Source organism: Quadrisphaera sp. KR29 (assembly GCF_052644995.1).
This window is the reverse complement of sequence record NZ_JBQXXG010000015.1, coordinates 12,287-28,520: the sequence shown is the minus strand read 5'-3', so window position 1 is coordinate 28,520 and position 16,234 is coordinate 12,287. Positions and strand designations below refer to the sequence as shown.

Below are 16,234 nucleotides of genomic sequence, written 5' to 3'. Positions count from 1 at the left end.
AAGTCTGGCCTGGCTGATCAGTGCTGTGCATCAATGGTGGCCGTGGAGACCCGGCTGCTGCGCTCCTTCGTCGTCCTCGCCGAGGAGCAGCACTTCGGGCGCGCGGCCGCGCGCCTGCACGTCGCGCAGCCGGCGCTGTCCCAGCAGCTGAAGTCCCTCGAGCAGCAGGTGGGTGCCCGGCTGCTCGACAGGTCGACCCGGCGGGTCGAGCTCACCACCGCCGGTGCGCTGCTGCACCAGCGGGCGGTCCGGGTGCTGGCCGACCTCGACAGGACCGCCGCCGACCTCGCGCTCGTGGCCGCGGGGCGGGCGGGCCGGGTGCGGCTGGGCTTCGTGGGGACCGCCACCTACGCGCTCCTGCCCAGCGTCGCGCGCCGCGTGCGCGCCGAGCTGCCCGACGTCGAGCTGGTCCTCCACGGCGAGCGCCTCGCCCCGGAGCTGCTCGACGGCGTGCTGGCAGACCACCTCGACCTCGCCGTGCTGCGTCCCGCCGGCCCGCCGCCACCCGGTCTGGTCGTGGAGGAGCTGCGCCGCGAGCCGCTCGTGGTGGCCCTCCCCGAGGGCCACGCCCTGGCCGGGCAGCCGTCGGTGGCGCTCGCGGAGCTGGCCGGAGAGGTGCTCGTGGCGCACCCCTCGGGCCGCCGGTCCACGCTGCAGCCCCTGGTGCTCGGGGCCTGCCGCGCCGCCGGCTTCGAGCCGGAGGTGCTCGAGGTGGGGGAGACCGGGACCCTCGTCGCGCTGGTGGCCGCGGGCCTGGGCTTCGGCCTCGTGCCGGAGGCGGTGCGCGCGCTGCGCCTGGACGGGGTGGTCTACCGACCGCTCGCCGGCGACCCCGTCCAGGTGCCCCTCGCCGTGGCGCACCGGTCCGACCCCTCACCGCTCGTGCGGCGCGTCGCAGCGGTCGTCACGGCTGCCGCCACCTCCGTGGTGCACGGGCGGTAGTGGCGCCCAGCCGCGTGGTCGTGGCTGAGCGGCGCGGCGGCGCGGGGCGGCGGGGTCAGTACTCGACGGGCTCCAGCTGGGCCAGGATGGACTCGCGCTCGGACTCGAACTGGGGCGGCAGCATGAACGCCTGCCCCAGCTCCTCGGGAGACTCGTCGCAGTCCCAGCCGCCCTCGTTGTGCGTGACCGCGAGCTCGAAGAGCGCACCGCCGGGGGTGCGCACGTAGTGGGACTTGAAGTAGGTCCGGTCCTTGAGCTCGGAGATGTCGGTGTAGCCGGCGCCCTCGATGTCGAACTTCACGGCGTTCTGGTTCTCGAGGGTGTCGAGGTTCCAGGCGAAGTGGTGGTAGGTCCCGGCGCCGAACCGCCAGGTGCCCTGCGTCCGGTCCCGGTCCCCGGTGAGCTCGACCCAGTTCCCGTGGGAGGCCTCGCCCACCCGGAAGCGGGCCCGGTCGCCCTCCTCCTCGACCCCGCCCTTGGCGAAGAAGACGTCGGTGGCGAACTCGACCATCCGGTCGGCGTCGAAGACGTGCACCCCGACCCCGTGCAGGCCGTGGATGGCGTGCTCACCGGGGACGCCGGCGCCCGTGTACCCCCGGCGCGGGTCGCCCTCCTGCGGCACCATCACGTACTCGATGCCGCACGGGTGGGCGAACTCCAGGCGGCGGGTGCCGAACACCTCGCTGGAGCGGGCGGCGACCCCGTGCTCGCCCAGCCGCGCCGCCCAGTAGTCCAGGGAGCCCTCGGGCACCGCCAGGAGCACCTCGCGGGCCTGGTTGGTGCCGCGGGTGCCGTAGGAGCCGGCCTGGGCCCACGGGAAGGTGGTCACGACCGAGGAGGGGTCGCCGTCGGCGTTGGAGTAGTACAGGTGGTAGATCGGCAGGGAGCCGTCGTACAGGACGGTCTTCTTGATGGGGCGCAGCCCCAGGACCCTGGTGTGGAAGTCGACGTCCTCCTGGGCGCGGCCGACGGACAGCGTCACGTGGTGCGAACCGGTCACGTACGTCATCGGGTCCCCTTCGACCTGGCGCACCGGCGCCGACGACGGTGCTGCGCCGATCCTGCCGACGAGCGGGCCGGCGCGCAACGGTCGGGCGGTGCGGTGCCTCCCTCGCCAGCGGCGGCGGCCCCGGGCAGGATCGCCCCGTGGTGGACAGCGGGGTCGTGGGGGACGGCGGGGTCACGACGGACAGGTGGGGACCGCAGCCCCCCGACGGCCGGGCCGTCGTCGTGGCGCTGCACGGCCGGGGCCAGGACCGGGACGCCTTCCGGGAGCTCGTCGAGGCGCTGCCCCTCGGGGACCTGCCGGTGCTGGCCCCCCGCGCCGCGGGCGACACCTGGTACCCGCTGCCCTTCACCGCCGAGCTCGCGCGCAACGAGCCCCACCTCACCCAGGCCCTGGCCGCCGTGGACGCCGCGGTCCAGGAGGCCGTCGACGCCGGGGTGCCGCTCGAGCGGGTCGTCCTCCTGGGGTTCTCCCAGGGCGCCTGCCTGGCCCTGCAGTCCTTCCTCACCTCCCCTCGCCGCTACGCGGCCGTGGTGGCGCTCACCGGTGGCTTCGCGGGGCCGCCGGGGACCGCGCCGGCCCCGCCCGACGGTGCCGCGGGTGTGCCGGTCCTGCTGGCCACGCACGCCGAGGACGGGTGGGTGCCCCTGTGGCGCGTGCAGGAGACGGCCGACCTGCTGGCCTCAGCCGGGGCGCCGGTGACCCTCCTCGTCGAGCCCGGGGCCGACCACGTGGTGACGCCGCTGGCCCGCCGCGCGGTCGCCGACGTCCTGGAGCGGGCCCTGGCCTGAGTCCCTGGTGACGGGCAGCCCCATGATCGTCGCAGCGTCGTGGCGCGGACGTCCTTGATCGTCACCGAGGGACGAGCGCAGGGGGACGGGGGCCGTCGGTCCTCCGCGACGATCACGGGGGTCCGCGCCACGTCAGCCGCGCCCGCTCACGAGCCGGCGCGCACCTCGCCGGGGGAGCACCCGTAGCGCTCGCGGAAGACCCGGGCGAAGTGCGAGGCCGAGACGAAGCCGCAGCGCGCGGCCACCGCCGAGACCGCGGGGCGCCCCGGCGCGGACAGCAGGCGGTGCGCCAGCTCCAGGCGGCGCTCGAGGACCACCCGCGCGACGCTCGTGCCGTCCTCGCTGAACACCCGCGCCAGGTGCCGCTCGCTGAGGCCGACGGCGCGGGCCACGGCGCCCACGGACAGGTCGTGGTCGCCCAGGTGCCGCTCGACGTGCGCGAGCGCCGCGCGGCGGTGGTCGGCGCTGGTGGTCGAGCCGTGCAGGACGGCGTGGAGGAGGCCGCCCAGCTGCCGCTGCGCTGCGGCGCGCTCGCCGGGCCCGGGGCGCGCCAGCGCGGCGCGCACCAGCCGCGCCAGCGCGGCGGCGTGCGCGCCGCCGGGAGCGTCGCCGAAGTCCAGCACCAGGGGCTCGGCCGGCAGCGAGCGCCCGGCGACCTCCTCGAAGGTGGCGCGCGGCACCTGCACGACCAGCTCCTCCAGGCCGTGGGCGAAGCCGCGCAGGAAGGGCCGGCCCACGTCGCAGACCAGCAGGGTGCCCGGGCGCTGCAGCTGCACCCCGCCGCCGTGGTGGAAGAACGACTCCCCGCGCAGCGCGAAGTAGAGGGCGACGCCGTCGACGCCGCTGGCGGCGATCTGCCGCGCGGAGCGCTCCACCACGTGAGCGCTCGCGGCGACGCCCGCCAGGTGCACCCCGCCGACGTCGAGCACCGCCTCGCGGCCCTCCAGCGCGCTGCCGTCGAGCGTCCTGGCGCTGAGCTCGATGAGGGCGCTGGCGTTGTGCTCCTCCCACCTGGCCACGCGCTGCTCGGGGGGCAGCCCGGCGGTGGAGAAGGAGCGGTAGCCCTCGACCAGCACCCCTGCGCACCGCCCCGTCGCGTCGCCCGGACGGCGCCGACGCCGTCCCCGGAGATCGGCAACGTACACCGGCTCGCGGGGTGCTCCGGGTGCTCAGGCGGGTGCGAGCACGATGTCGAAGCGTGTTCTGGCCCAGCCCCGGCCGCCGAGGTCGCGGCCGTCCGGGGTGGGCGCGCCCGCCGGGTGGTGCTCCCAGTCGAGCACCAGCGACTCCTTGACCCCGAACACGGAGTCCCGCTCGAGCAGCTCGTCACCGCGCACGAAGATGTGCGTCACGAGGGTGCGGCACCCCGGTGCGGACACCATGAAGTGCAGGTGGGAGGCGCGCAGCGGTGAGCGTCCCGTGCTGGCGAGCAGGTCACCGACGGGGCCGTCGTCGGGGATCGGGTAGGGGGTGGGGAACAGCCCCCAGAAGCGGTAGCCGCCGTCGTCGCCGGCCACCAGCCGTCCCCGCCCGTAGGTGCGCCCGTCCTCGTGCTGGACGTCGTACAGGCCCTCGGCGTCGGCCTCCCAGACCTCGATCCGGGCCCCGGGCAGCGGGTTCCCGTCGACGTCGCGCACCGTCCCCTCCACCCACGCCGGCTCCCCGGGGGCCCCGCCGGCGATGTCACCGCCGGCCTCCACCACCGGGGCCTCGTCGACGAAGAACGGCCCGAACACGGTGGCCTCGGTGGCGTTCCGGTACGCCTCGTTGTTGACCGCCACCGTCTGCATCGACAGCCCGAGCACGTCGCTGAGCAGCACGAACTCCTGGCGCGTGCCGCTGGTGGTGTGGCCGACGCGGGTGAGGAAGGCGACCGCCGCGGCCCACTCGGACTCGGTGAGCCGCACGGCGCGCACGTAGGAGTGCAGGTGGCGCACCAGCTCGACCAGCAGGTGGCGCAGGCGCTCGTCGGGGGTGGCGTCGAAGGAGGCGACGACGCGCTCGACGAGCTCCTCCTCGCGCGCCCGCTGCTCGGCGGACACCCGGTCGTCCGCCGGGCCGGTCGCCCGCGCGCCCTCACCGCTCACCGCTGCACTCCTTCGTCGGGGACGGGGGCGCCGGCCCACGCCGCGCGCAGCAGCGCCGCCAGCGCGGCGGCGTCGACCGGGCGGGGGTTGGACGGCGGCACGCTCGGAAGCACCAGCTCGACGGCGCGCGGCAGGTCGCCCTCGGCCAGCCCGAGGTCGCGCAGACCCCGCGGCCCGCCGAGGTCGGCGTGCAGCCGCTGGAGCCCGGTGGCCGCGGCGGTGCCGTCGAACAGCCCGGACAGCCGGGCCGCGGCGTCGGGGGCGGCGGGGGCGTTGAAGGCGGTGACGTGCGGCAGCACGACGGCGTGCATCTCGGCGTGCGGCAGCCCGAAGGCCCCCCCGAGGACGTGGCAGACCTTGTGGTGCAGCCCGGAACCGGCCGAGGCGAAGGCCACCGCCGTCAGGTGGGCGCCGAAGAGCAGGCGCTCGCGCACCGCGAGGCCGTCCTGGCCGGCGGCGAGGTCCTGCAGCGCCGGGACGAGGGCCCGCAGCCCCTCCGCGCCGAGGGCGGCGTTGAGGGGGTCCGCGCGGGGGGCCCAGAACCCGTCGACGGCGTGGGCGACGGCGTTCAGGCCGGAGGCGGCCGCCGCGCCGGGCGCCAGCCCGAGCGTCAGCGCGGCGTCGTAGACCACCGCCCGCGGCAGCACCCGGGGGTCCGAGCCGGTCCGCTTGACCCCGTCCGTGGTGGTGCCCCAGACGTCGGTGGCCTCCGAGCCGGCGAACGTGGTGGGCACCGCCACCAGCGGCAGGCCGGTGCGCAGCGCCACCGCCTTGCCCAGGCCCGTCGCGGACCCGCCGCCGATGGTCAGCACGAGGTCCGCGCCGCTGCGCCCGGCCACCTCCACCGCCGCGGCGGCGCGCTCGGCGGGCACGTGCTGGGCCACCTCCTCGATCCGTGCGACCACGGGCAGCGCGGCGGCCACGTCGTGCGCGGCCTGCGCCGAGGAGCGCCCGGCGATGACGAGCACGCGCTGCGCGCCGAGGTCGGAGACCACCCGGGCGGTGCTCTCGACGGCGGCGCCGCTGCCGAAGAGCACCCGCTGGCCGAGGGTGGTGTGGTCGAAGGGCGCCAGGCCCGTCCCGCGCGTGCCGGCGCTCACGCGTCGCGCCCCAGCACCTGGCGCAGCACCCGCTCCAGGGCGGCGGCCGGGTCCTCCACCGGCCCCCGGGAGCGCCAGGCGACCACCTTGTCGGGGCGCACGAGCAGCACGCCGTCCTCCTCGACCTCCCGCAGCCGCGCCCAGTCGTCGTAGAGGTCGGTGACGGCCTGGCCGGGCCCGATGACCACCGCGCGCAGCGGGACGCCCAGGGCGGCGCCCACCTGCTCGGCCGCGTCGGCCCAGGCCTGGCCGGTGACGCCGGTGAAGACGGTGAAGCCCGTGCTGGGGGCGAGGTCGAGGGTGGAGAGCTTGCGGGTGCTGTCACCGACCCACGCGTGGGGGAGCGGGGAGCCCGGGACGGTCGAGGGGGTGAAGTAGAGCTCCGGGTCGCGGGTGGGCTCGGGCAGCGCGCTGCCGTCGCTGACGACGGCGCCGGAGCCGTAGAACTGACCCAGCTCCACGCCGTGCGCGTTGAACTCGTAGTGCTTGAGCTCCATCGCCTTCCGCAGGGCCTCCCGCTTGGCCCGGCCCGCGGGGGTGGGCGCCTTGCGCTCCTCGATGGCGGCGACCATGCCCGCCTCGTCGGCGGCGCCGGTCACCCCGAGGGCGTCGAAGAAGCCGCCGAACTCCCGGCTCGACTGGTTGGCCCGCAGCACCACCTGCTTCGCCACGGGCGCGCGCTCAGCGGTGTAGGAGTCCAGCAGCCGCTCCCCGGCCTGCCCCCTGAGCACGGCGGCGAGCTTCCAGGCGAGGTTGTAGGAGTCCTGCACGGAGGTGTTCGAGCCCAGGCCGTTCGAGGGCGGGTGGCGGTGGACGGCGTCACCGGCGCAGAAGACCCGGCCGCGCTGCAGCTCGGTGGCGTACCGCTCGTTGTTGCCCCACAGCGACGTGCCGGTGATCTCGACGTCGACGTCGGACGTGCCGAGCAGCGACCTCACGACGTCCAGGGCCGCGGCCTCGTCGACCTGCGGCGGCGGCTGGGAGATGTCGTAGCCCCAGACGATGAGCCACTCGTTCCAGGGCCTGACCATGCGGACCAGCCCGGCGCCGATGCCGCCGACGTTCGCGCCCGGCTGCACCACCCAGTACAGGACCGACGGGCGGTGCCCGACCAGGCGCGTGAGGTCGGCGCGGAAGGTGATGTTCATCGACCCGGCGATGTCCATGCGGCCCTCCATCGCCAGCCCGAGGTCCTCGGCCACCTGCGAGCGGGCGCCGTCGGCGCCGACGAGGTAGTGGGAGCGGACCTCGTGCACCGCCCCGGTGACCCTGTCGCGCACCGTCGTCGTGACGCCCTCGTCGTCCTGGACGTGGGAGAGGTACTCGGTGGAGAAGCGCACCTGCGCGCCGCGCTGGGCCGCGCCGCTGACGAGGATCGGCTCGAGGTAGTTCTGCGGGACGTCGCAGTTCATCGTGGGGGAGGCGCGCACGTAGTCGCCCTCGCGGTCAGGGCTGGTGCCCCAGGCGAGGATGCGGCCGAACTCCTCCCCGGCGATGGAGGAGCAGAAGACGGTGTCGCCGATGAGGTGGTGCGGCGTCGAGACCGCCTTCACCTGCTCCTCCAGGCCCATGTCGCGGAAGAACTCCATGGCGCGCTGGTTGGTGATGTGCGCGCGCGGCGTGTTGGCCGTCCAGCGGTACTTGGTGATCAGCTGGACGCGGACGCCGTAGGTGGCCAGCGCCAGCGCCATCGAGGCGCCGGCGGGGCCGGAGCCCACCACGAGCACGTCGGTCTCCACGCGCGAGCCGCTGGGGAGCGCCGTCGCGGCGATCCCGTCGTCGAACACAGCCACTGGACGCCTCCACCGCGCGCACCCTCGCGCGCCTCGCCACCGCCGGACCCCCTCGAGTGTGGGGCCGTGGACCGCCCGCCGGCCCGGCGTGGCGCGACCAGGCCAGGGGACGGCCGGAACCAGCGCACAGCGCCTGGGTCACCTGGCGCTCACCCGCGTGGTCGTCGCGGCCCGAGGGGGCCTCCTCCCCTCGGTGACGATCATGCGGCTGCGCGCCACATCCCCTGGAGGCGCGCAGGTCAGGCCCCGCCGTCCTCGGACAGCGCCTGCTGCGCGATGCGGAAGGCGGTGTTCGCGTCGGGCACGCCGCAGTAGACCGCCGCCTGCAGGAGGACCTCCTTGACCTCCTCCACGGTCAGGCCGTTGCGGCGCGCGGCGCGCACGTGCATGGCCAGCTCCTCGTGGTGGCCGCGCGCGACGAGCGCGGTGAGCACGCCCACCGAGCGCGAGCGGCGGTCCAGGCCCAGACGGGTCCAGATGCTGCCCCAGGCGTACTCGGTGATGAGCTCCTGGAAGTCGCGCGTGAGGTCCGTGGCCGCCGCGGTGGCGCGGTCGACGTGGGCGTCACCCAGCACCTCCCGGCGCACCGCCGTCCCGGCCTCGCGGACCTGCGCCACGGTCATGGTGCTGCGCGCCGCGCGCTGGACGTGCTCGCGCACCAGCCGGGCCACCCGCTCGGGGGCCTCGACCGGAGCGAGGTGGGCGACGTCGTCGAGGACGACGAGCCGCCCGTCGCGCACGCCGTCGGCCACTTCCCGCAGGCCGTCCGGTGGGGTGGCGACGTCGTGGGCTCCGGCGACGGCGAGCACCGGCGCATCCACCTCGGCCAGCCGGTCGCGGACGTCGAAGCGCCCCAGCGCCCCGCACACGGCGGCGTACCCGGCGTCGTCGGCCTGGGACAGCGCGTGCAGCAGCGCGGAGCTGCGCTGCGGCTCGCGATCCACGAAGCCCGGCCCGAACCACCGCTGCGCCGAGGCGGCCACCAGGGAGGGAGTGCCGGAGGCCCGCACCGCCGCGGCGCGCTCGGCCCACGACTGCGGCGTGCCGATCACCGCCCCGGTGCACAGCAGCACCGCCGAGCGCACTCTCTGCGGCGCGTCGAGGAGCAGCTGCAGCGCCACGGCGCCGCCCACGGAGTCACCGGCCACGTCGAAGGGGGCCCCTGTCCCGGCGAGCGCGTCGACGGCGGCGAGGACGTCGGCGGCGAGGTCGGCCATCGAGACACCGCGCTCGCCGGAGCCGCTCCCGCCGGGCACCCAGCGGTTGCGGCCGTGGCCGGGCAGGTCCCAGCCCACCACGTGGAAGGCGTCGCCCAGGCGCTCTGCGGCAGCCGACCACAGCGCCTCCGCGCTGGTGCCCAGCGAGGGGCCCACCACGAGCAGGGGGAGCCCGTCGTGCCCGGCGAGACGGACGAGGGTGGTGCTCACTGGTCCTCCAGCGACGTCGTGGTGGGGTGCCCCTCGAGGTGGGCGGCGGCCCTGGCGAGCGCCTCGTCGACGAGGTCGTCCACCAGGCCGAGGTAGGTCTCGCCGGCGGGCCGGCCGGTGAGACCGGCCATGCTCTCCTGCTCGGCGAGGACGTCGGCACCGAGCTCCCACACCCGCTCGGCCATGCGTCCGGCGTCGACCTGCAGGCCGCGCAGCAGGTCGCTGGCCTGGCCCGCCGCCACGGCGGTGCGCCGCAGCAGCAGCGCCAGGGTCTGCCACTCGAGGTGCCAGCCGCCGTCGGCGCGCTCGTCGACCTGCTCGGCCGCTCCCAGGTGCAGCGTCGCGGCCAGCTGCGGCGCGGCCAGGGCCGCCCGCCGCACGAGGACGGCGAGGGTGGGGTTGGCCTTGTGCGGCATGGTCGAGGAGCCACCGGCGGAGCCGTCGCGCAGCTCGCCGAGCTCGGGGCGCCCGAGCACGAGGACGTCGTTGGCGATCCGGCCCCACGCGTCGGTGGCGGTGGTGGCCGCGTCGCCCAGGCGCGTCAGCGGCGTGCGGCGGGTGTGCCACGGCGGGGAGGCCTCGAGGCCGAGCGCGGCGGGGACGCTGCGGCGCAGGGCGCGCGCCCCCTCGGGCCCGGCCAGCTCGACCACCGCCGACAGCGTGCCCGCGGCCCCGCCCAGCTGCACCGGCCAGCGCAGCGCCGCCAGCGCCTCGTCGGCGTCGAGCAGCCCGTGCAGCCACCCCGCCGCCCTGGCCCCGAAGGTGGTGGGGACGGCGGGCTGCGTGAGCGTGCGCGCCACCGCCGGCGTCCCGCGGTGCTCCCCGACGACGGCGACCAGGTGCGCCACCTGGTCGCCCAGCTCGCGGCGCACCGCGCCGACGGCCTCGCGGGCGCACAGGAGGACGGCGGTGTCCAGGACGTCCTGGCTGGTGAGGCCGCGGTGCAGCCAGGACGCCGCGGCGGGGGAGCCGGCCTCGGCCAGCGCCGCGCGCAGGGCCGCCACGAGCGGCTGCACGGGGTTGCCGCCGGCCTCGGAGGCCTCGGCCAGCGCGGCGTCGTCGAGGCCGCCGGCGCCCTCCACGACGCGCGCCAGGTCGGCCCGGGCGTCCGCCGGCGCGGCGCCCGCGCTGACCAGCGCGTCCAGCCAGACCTGCTCCACGCGCACCGCCGCCGCGAGCAGCGCGCTGCCGGTCATGAGCTGGTCGGCGCGGTGGTCACCGGGCCACCACAGCCCGTCGGCGCGTGCGTCCCTCACGCGGCGATCCTGCCGGGCGGCCTCACGCGCGCTCGCCGGGCCACCGCAGGAACACCGTCTCGTCCTCGCCCTGGAGCCGGACGTCGAAGCGCAGGCCGTCCTCGTCCTCGGCGCACAGCAGGGTGTGCGCGCGCCCCCCCGCGGCGCGCAGCAGCGCGTCCGGCCCGGCTCCGTCCAGGGGCAGGTAGGCCCGGGTGAACAGGCGGTGCAGCAGCCCGCGGGCGAAGACGGTGAGCGCGAAGAAGGGCAGGCCGCCCTGCACGGACCCCGGGCGCAGCGTGGTGAAGGCGAACCGCCCGGTCCGGTCGGTGGTGCAGCGGCCGAAGCCGGTGAAGACGTGCCCGTCGCGGCGCAGGGACCCCTGGCGCTGCACCACGTGCCCGTCGGGACCGGCCTGCCAGACCTCGACCAGCGCGTCCTGGACCACCAGTCCCGCGCCGTCGGTGACGGTGCCGTGCAGCAGCACCGCGCCGGGAGAGCCGGGGGCCACGAGGTCGCGGTCACCGGGGTAGGGCAGCGCGTAGTGGAAGAACGGCCCGACCGTCTGGCCGGGTGTCGGGAGCAGGGCCGGCGGCGGCTGGTGCGCGACCCGGCCGCCCGTCGTCGTCGTGAGCGTCATCGGGCCGCCTCCTCGTCCTCGGTGCGCTCGACGTCCAGGTCGCCCTCGAGGGGCGTGCGGAGGCTGCCGGTCAGCACCACGTCCCAGCGGTACCCGGTGGCCCACTCGTGCTGGGTGAGCTCGTGGTCGTAGGTGGCGACCAGCCGCTCGCGGGCCCTCGGGTCGACGATGGACTGGTAGATCGGGTCGAGGGCGAACAGCGGGTCTCCGGGGAAGTACATCTGCGTCACCACCCGCTGGGTGAAGTCGGTGCCGAAGAGCGAGAAGTGGATGTGCGCGGGGCGCCAGGCGTTGTGGTGGTTGCGCCACGGGTAGGGGCCCGGCTTGATGGTGGTGAAGCGGTAGGTGCCGTCGTCGTCGGTGATGCAGCGGCCGACGCCGGTGAAGTTCGGGTCCAGCGGGGCCGGGTGCTGGTCGCGCTTGTGCACGTAGCGCCCACCGGCGTTGGCCTGCCAGACCTCCACCAGCTGCCGGCGCACGGGGCGGCCCTCGCCGTCCAGCACGCGTCCGGTGACGACCATGCGCTCGCCGATCGGCTCGCCCCCGTGCTGGACCGTCAGGTCGGCCTCGAGCGGGTCGACGTCGCGCTCGCCGAAGCAGGGCGCCCACAGCTCCACGCCCTCGGGGTCGGCGTGCTGGAGGTCCTTGGTGGGGTGGCGCAGCAGGCTGGAGCGGTAGGGCGGGTAGTCGCGGCGCGGCTGCACCTCGGCCGCCCCTGACTCCTCGTAGGCGCGGGTGATCGCGGCCATCTCGTCGTCGACGACGTGCTGCAGCGCCAGGCCCGTGGCGGGGTGGCGCTGCGCTGCGCCGGTGAGTGCTGCCGAGCTGCTCATGGAGCGACGCTAGGTGCACCGGGGTCCGCCGCGCCGGATCGGCTTCCGTCCAGCGGAAGCCATCCGGGTGGGCCGAGTGCTCCGCCGTCCCGCGCGAGCGCTCCGCGCGGCAGACTCCGCCCGTGGCGGGCAACAGCCGGACGGCGGGGGAGAGCGTCACCTCGCGGGCGCTCAGCCTGCTCGCCGCCTTCGACGACGAGCACCGCCGGCTGGCGCTGAGCGCGCTGGCCGCGCGCACCGGGATGCCGCTGCCGACGGCGCACCGCCTGGTCGCCGACCTCGTCGCCTTCGGGGCCCTCTCGCGCACCCCGTCCGGGGACTACGTCGTGGGCCGGCGGATGTGGGACATCGGCCTGCTCGCGCCGGTGCAGTCCGGGCTCCGCGAGGTGGCGGCGCCGCACCTGCAGGACCTCTACGGCGCCACGCGCGCCACCGTGCACCTCGCCGTCCGCGACGGGACCAGCGCCCTCTACGTCGACAGGCTTCGCGGGAACGCGTCGCTGCCGGTGGTCTCCACGGTGGGGTCCCGGCTGCCGCTGCACGCCACCGGCGTCGGCAAGGTGCTCCTCGCGCACGCCCCCGAGCACGTCCGCGAGGAGGTGCTGCGCGAGCTGCCCCGGCTGACGCCCTTCACGATCACCGCCCCCGGCGGCCTGCGCCGCCAGCTGACCCTCGTGCTGCGCGACGGCTACGCCACCACCGCCGAGGAGCTGGGCCTCGGGGCGTGCTCGGTGGCCGTCCCCGTCTCGCAGCGCGGGCGGGTGGTCGCGGCGCTCGGCGTCGTCGTCCCCTCCCTCACCCGCGAGAGGCCACGGCTCGTGGCGGCGCTGCAGGTGGCGGCGCAGGGCATCTCCCGCTCGCTCGAACGGGCGCCGGCCGTGGCCGGTGGTGACGAGGCGGTCGAGCCGGCCTGACCCGGGCCGGCCCGCGCCGCGTCAGCCGGCCCGGCGGTGGATCGACTTGTACGAGAGGTAGGCGTGCAGCCCCTCGGGGCCGTACTCGACCCCCAGGCCCGAGTCGTGCCGCCCTCCGAAGGGCGCGTTGTGGTTGGACGCGAAGAAGCCCAGGCCCACCGAGCCGGTGTCCATGCGCTCGGCCACGCGCTGGGCAGCGGCGGCGTCACGGGAGAAGACCAGACCGCCCAGGCCGAAGTCCGTGGCGTTGGCCAGCTCGACCGCGTGGTCGACGTCGTCGTACCTCATGACCGCCAGCACCGGTCCGAAGACCTCCTCGCGCGCCACGCGCATCGAGGGCGTGACGTCGGCCAGCACGGTGGGCTCCACGTACCAGCCCGCAGAGCCGGGGACGGCACCGCCGCCGGTGACCACCCTGGCCCCCTCCCGCCGTGCGTCCTCGAGGTGGCGCAGCACGTGCTCGTACTGGCGCGCGGTGGCCACCGGCCCGAAGGTGGTGGCCGGGTCGAGGGGGTCTCCCACTGCTGCGGCCGCCACGGTGCGGGCCGCCATCGCGACGACCTCCTCGTAGCGCGAGGCCGGCGCCAGCAGTCGCGTGGAGATGTAGCAGGTCTGCCCCGTGTTGCGCAGGCACGAGCGGAGCAGCACGCCCGCGACCCGGTCGAGGTCGGCGTCCTCCAGCACGACCGCGGCGGACTTCCCGCCCAGCTCCAGGGTCACCGGTCGCAGGAGCTGTCCGCAGGCGGCGGCGATGCGCCGGCCGACGGCGGTGGAGCCGGTGAACGCCACCTTGTCCACCAGGGGGTGGTGGACGAGGCGGTCACCGACGTCACCGGCGCCGGTCACGAGGTTCACGACGCCGTCCGGCACGCCGGCCGCCTGCACCGCCTCGACCACGTAGCGCAGGGACAGCGGGGTGGTCTCCGCGGGCTTGAGGACGGCGGTGCACCCGGCCAGCAGCGCTGGGGCGAGCTTGACGACCATGAGGTTGATGGGAAAGTTCCACGGCGCGATGAGCGCGCACACCCCGACGGGGTCCCTCCTCACCACCGTCTCGCCCTCGCCGGACGGGAAGGGGCGCACGTCCTCGGCCTCCAGGACGTGCGCGAGCCCCGCGACGTGCCGGAGGATGCCTGCGGCGTTCGCCGCCGCGCCGCGGGTCTCGCTGATGGGTGAGCCGTTCTCGCGGGTGGTGGTCTGCGCGATGAGCTCGGCCCTGGCCTCCACCTCCTCGGCGATCCGGAGCAGGTGCTGAGCACGCTGGGCAGGCGCCAGCCGCGGCCAGGGACCGTCCCGGAAGGCCCGAGCGGCGGCCTCGACGGCGGCGTCGACGTCCTGCGCGCTGGCTCCGGGAGCGCTGCCCCAGGCCTCGCGGGTGGCGGGGTCGACCACGTCCAGCCGCCCGCCGCCGGTCGCCGGCACCCAGGCGCCGTCGACGTGGAGGTCGTCGACGTGGGTGTGCGGCAGCCGCAGGTCCGCCCGGAGGTGCGGCAGCTGCTCGGCCTGTGCCGTCACCGGATCACCCCGGTCTTGAGGAGGGCCTCGGAGCGCGTGAGGTCGGCGTGGGCCATCCGCACCGCAGCCTCGGTGAGCAGCTCCGGCACGATCTCGCGCCACAGCCGGTCGCAGTACGTCGCGGGGTCGAGCCCGAACCACCCGGAGGCCAGGGCGATCCCCGCGTGGTCGAAGCGCCACAGGCGGTCGGCGTCGCGCACGAGGGCGTCCTCCAGCGTGTGCGCCTCCTTGCGGGTGTCGTGGCCGCGGATGATGTCGACGACGGCGTCGACGAAGGCCGGGGAGTGCCCGAGGCCCGGCAGCACCTCGCGGGCGATGACACAGCCCTGCTCCTCGTGCTCGAAGCGGATCGCGGCCCTGCGCCAGTCGCCGCCGAAACCCTCGGATATGATGCGGCTCTCGTCGACCCGGCCCCAGCCGGTGTCGTGCAGGAGGATGGCGACCCTCACCACCAGTGCGTCCGCCTGCGGGTAGGCGGCGCACAGGCGCTCCGCGTAGGCCAGGGAGATCGGCAGGTGGATGTCGTTTCCGCGGGTGCGCGTCTCGGGCACCACCGCCGTCCAGATGGCGTCGAGGTCGTCACCGCGGGCCGGCGTGCAGGCGATGGGGGAGGTGTCGACGGCGCCGTGCACCGGCACCGGGGTCGGGGGGAGGGCGGTCCTCATGCCGTCAGCCCCGACGTCGCGAGCTGGGCGCGGGCTCCCACCGGTGTGGTGATGGACTTCAGCGGCACCGACGGGTCCGCTGCGAGGTCGGCGGGGATGTCGGCCCCGGCGGCGAGCGCCTGCCGCACGGCCATGAAGTCCAGCGGGGCACCGACGCACTCGGCGGCGATGAGCCGCTCCCCGGCGTAGTGGAGCACCGTGAACCTGCCCCTCGCGTCGTCGCGGCGCACCACGGTGCGCTCCGAGCCCTGCGACAGCCCGGCGATCTGCAGCTTGAGCTCGCCCTGGTCGGACCAGAACCACGGGATGCCGGCGTACTCCTCGCGGCGGCCGGTGATGGCGTACGCCGCGACCTTGGCGTGCTCGATGGCGTTGTTGACGCTCTCGAAGCGCACCCGGTCTTCCGGGGCCGAGCCGGGCACGGGGTTGGGGAGGTTGGCGCAGTCGCCCACCGCGACCGTCACGCCGTCGGAGGTGAGGGCGCAGGAGTCGACCCGGATGCCGTTGTCGCACTCCAGGCCCAGCTGCTCGGCGAGCTCGGTGTTGGGCACCACGCCGATGCCCACCAGCACGACGTCGGCGGGCAGCGTGCGCCCGTCGGCCATCCGCACGCCGCGCACGCCGTCGTCGTCGCCGACGAGCGCCTCGGTGCGGGCGCCGAGCTCGACGCGGATGCCGCGGGAGCGGTGGTGGGCCAGGAGGTGCGCAGCCACGTCCTCGCCCACGGCGCGTCCCACGAGGCGCGGACCGGCCTCGAGCACCGTGACGCGCTTGCCCATCTTCTGGAGGCTGGCGGCGGCCTCCAGGCCGATGAAGCCCCCGCCGATGACGACGACGTCGACGGCGGTCTCGGCGCGGGCCTTGAGCTCGAGCGCGTCGTCGGCGTTGCGCAGGGACAGCACCCCGGGCAGGTCCGCGCCGGGCAGCGGGAGCCGGCGCGCCCGCGCGCCCACCGTGAGGGCCAGCCTGTCGAAGGCGAAGGTGGCCCCCGAGCTGGCGGTGGCCACGCCGCTGCCGTCGGAGCGCTTCTCGACGCTGATGATCCGCTGGCCCTTCACCAGGGTGATGCGGTGCTCGTCCCAGTACTCCTGGGACCTGTGGATGAGCTTCTCCTTGGAGATGCTGCCCTGGAGGAACTGCTTGGACAGCGCCGGCCGCTGGTAGGGCCGGTGGTCCTCGTCGCTCAGCAGGGTGATGGGGGGCTCGTAGCCCAGGGCGCGCAGCGAGACCGCCAGCTGTACGCCTGACTGGGAGGCCCCGATGATGAGCAGTCCGTCGGCGGCCAC

General features: G+C 75.9%; 15 protein-coding genes. 3 read left to right on the top strand and 12 right to left on the bottom strand.

All coding sequences use genetic code 11. From position 1 onward, the window contains the following. Positions 1-33: 33 nt before the first annotated feature. Positions 34-942 (top strand): LysR substrate-binding domain-containing protein, encoded by a 909-nt coding sequence (locus ACUN9U_RS13845; protein WP_445485585.1) that lies wholly within the window; start codon positions 34-36, stop codon positions 940-942. A 55-nt stretch (positions 943-997) separates the two neighbouring features. Here the strand turns inward: ACUN9U_RS13845 and ACUN9U_RS13840 are convergent, their stop codons facing one another. Next, entirely contained in the window at positions 998-1,951 is a 954-nt protein-coding gene (locus ACUN9U_RS13840) for a VOC family protein (protein ID WP_445485584.1), read from the bottom strand. 137 nt (positions 1,952-2,088) lie between these two features. Between ACUN9U_RS13840 and ACUN9U_RS13835 the strand changes: the two genes are divergently transcribed. Continuing rightward, positions 2,089-2,739, top strand: a complete 651-nt coding sequence (locus tag ACUN9U_RS13835) for an alpha/beta hydrolase (protein ID WP_445485583.1) — start codon at positions 2,089-2,091, stop codon at positions 2,737-2,739. Between the two features lie 146 nt (positions 2,740-2,885). Here the strand turns inward: ACUN9U_RS13835 and ACUN9U_RS13830 are convergent, their stop codons facing one another. The 8 genes from ACUN9U_RS13830 to pcaH form a co-directional block, all read right to left on the bottom strand. After that, the gene (locus ACUN9U_RS13830; RefSeq protein ID WP_445485582.1) at positions 2,886-3,815 is read right to left on the bottom strand and encodes an AraC family transcriptional regulator; all 930 of its coding nucleotides are present in this window, start codon (positions 3,813-3,815) and stop codon (positions 2,886-2,888) included. A 93-nt stretch (positions 3,816-3,908) separates the two neighbouring features. Continuing rightward, a complete protein-coding gene (locus ACUN9U_RS13825) occupies positions 3,909-4,826 on the bottom strand; it encodes a dioxygenase family protein (RefSeq protein ID WP_445485581.1) in 918 nt (305 codons plus the stop codon). Then, positions 4,823-5,926, bottom strand: a complete 1,104-nt coding sequence (locus ACUN9U_RS13820) for an iron-containing alcohol dehydrogenase (protein ID WP_445485580.1) — start codon at positions 5,924-5,926, stop codon at positions 4,823-4,825. The genes ACUN9U_RS13825 and ACUN9U_RS13820 overlap by 4 nt, the downstream gene beginning before the upstream one ends. Further along, the gene (locus tag ACUN9U_RS13815; RefSeq protein ID WP_445485579.1) at positions 5,923-7,719 is read right to left on the bottom strand and encodes an FAD-dependent oxidoreductase; all 1,797 of its coding nucleotides are present in this window, start codon (positions 7,717-7,719) and stop codon (positions 5,923-5,925) included. Before ACUN9U_RS13815 ends, ACUN9U_RS13820 begins: the two co-directional genes overlap by 4 nt. 239 nt (positions 7,720-7,958) lie before the next feature. Next, a complete protein-coding gene (gene pcaDC, locus ACUN9U_RS13810) occupies positions 7,959-9,146 on the bottom strand; it encodes a bifunctional 3-oxoadipate enol-lactonase/4-carboxymuconolactone decarboxylase PcaDC (RefSeq protein ID WP_445485578.1) in 1,188 nt (395 codons plus the stop codon). Further along, positions 9,143-10,342, bottom strand: coding sequence for a lyase family protein (locus tag ACUN9U_RS13805; RefSeq protein WP_445485660.1), 1,200 nt, complete (start codon positions 10,340-10,342; stop codon positions 9,143-9,145). Before ACUN9U_RS13805 ends, pcaDC begins: the two co-directional genes overlap by 4 nt. An 82-nt stretch (positions 10,343-10,424) precedes the next feature. Then, the gene (pcaG, locus tag ACUN9U_RS13800) at positions 10,425-11,021 is read right to left on the bottom strand and encodes a protocatechuate 3,4-dioxygenase subunit alpha (protein ID WP_445485577.1); all 597 of its coding nucleotides are present in this window, start codon (positions 11,019-11,021) and stop codon (positions 10,425-10,427) included. Beyond that, the gene (gene pcaH, locus ACUN9U_RS13795; RefSeq protein WP_445485659.1) at positions 11,018-11,770 is read right to left on the bottom strand and encodes a protocatechuate 3,4-dioxygenase subunit beta; all 753 of its coding nucleotides are present in this window, start codon (positions 11,768-11,770) and stop codon (positions 11,018-11,020) included. The genes pcaG and pcaH overlap by 4 nt, the downstream gene beginning before the upstream one ends. Positions 11,771-11,976: 206 nt before the next feature. Here pcaH and ACUN9U_RS13790 point away from each other — a divergent pair, with 206 nt between their 5' ends. After that, on the top strand, positions 11,977-12,768 hold the full coding sequence (locus tag ACUN9U_RS13790) for an IclR family transcriptional regulator (RefSeq protein ID WP_445485576.1): 792 nt from the start codon (positions 11,977-11,979) through the stop codon (positions 12,766-12,768). A 21-nt stretch (positions 12,769-12,789) separates the two neighbouring features. Here the strand turns inward: ACUN9U_RS13790 and ACUN9U_RS13785 are convergent, their stop codons facing one another. From ACUN9U_RS13785 to ACUN9U_RS13775, 3 genes are read right to left on the bottom strand one after another with little or no spacing between them, the layout of a single operon-like run. After that, entirely contained in the window at positions 12,790-14,283 is a 1,494-nt protein-coding gene (locus tag ACUN9U_RS13785; RefSeq protein WP_445485575.1) for an aldehyde dehydrogenase family protein, read from the bottom strand. Continuing rightward, entirely contained in the window at positions 14,280-14,948 is a 669-nt protein-coding gene (locus ACUN9U_RS13780) for an HD domain-containing protein (RefSeq protein WP_445485574.1), read from the bottom strand. Before ACUN9U_RS13780 ends, ACUN9U_RS13785 begins: the two co-directional genes overlap by 4 nt. Further along, positions 14,945-16,234: an NAD(P)/FAD-dependent oxidoreductase gene (locus ACUN9U_RS13775; protein ID WP_445485573.1), complete on the bottom strand. Its 1,290-nt coding sequence runs from the start codon at positions 16,232-16,234 to the stop codon at positions 14,945-14,947. The genes ACUN9U_RS13780 and ACUN9U_RS13775 overlap by 4 nt, the downstream gene beginning before the upstream one ends.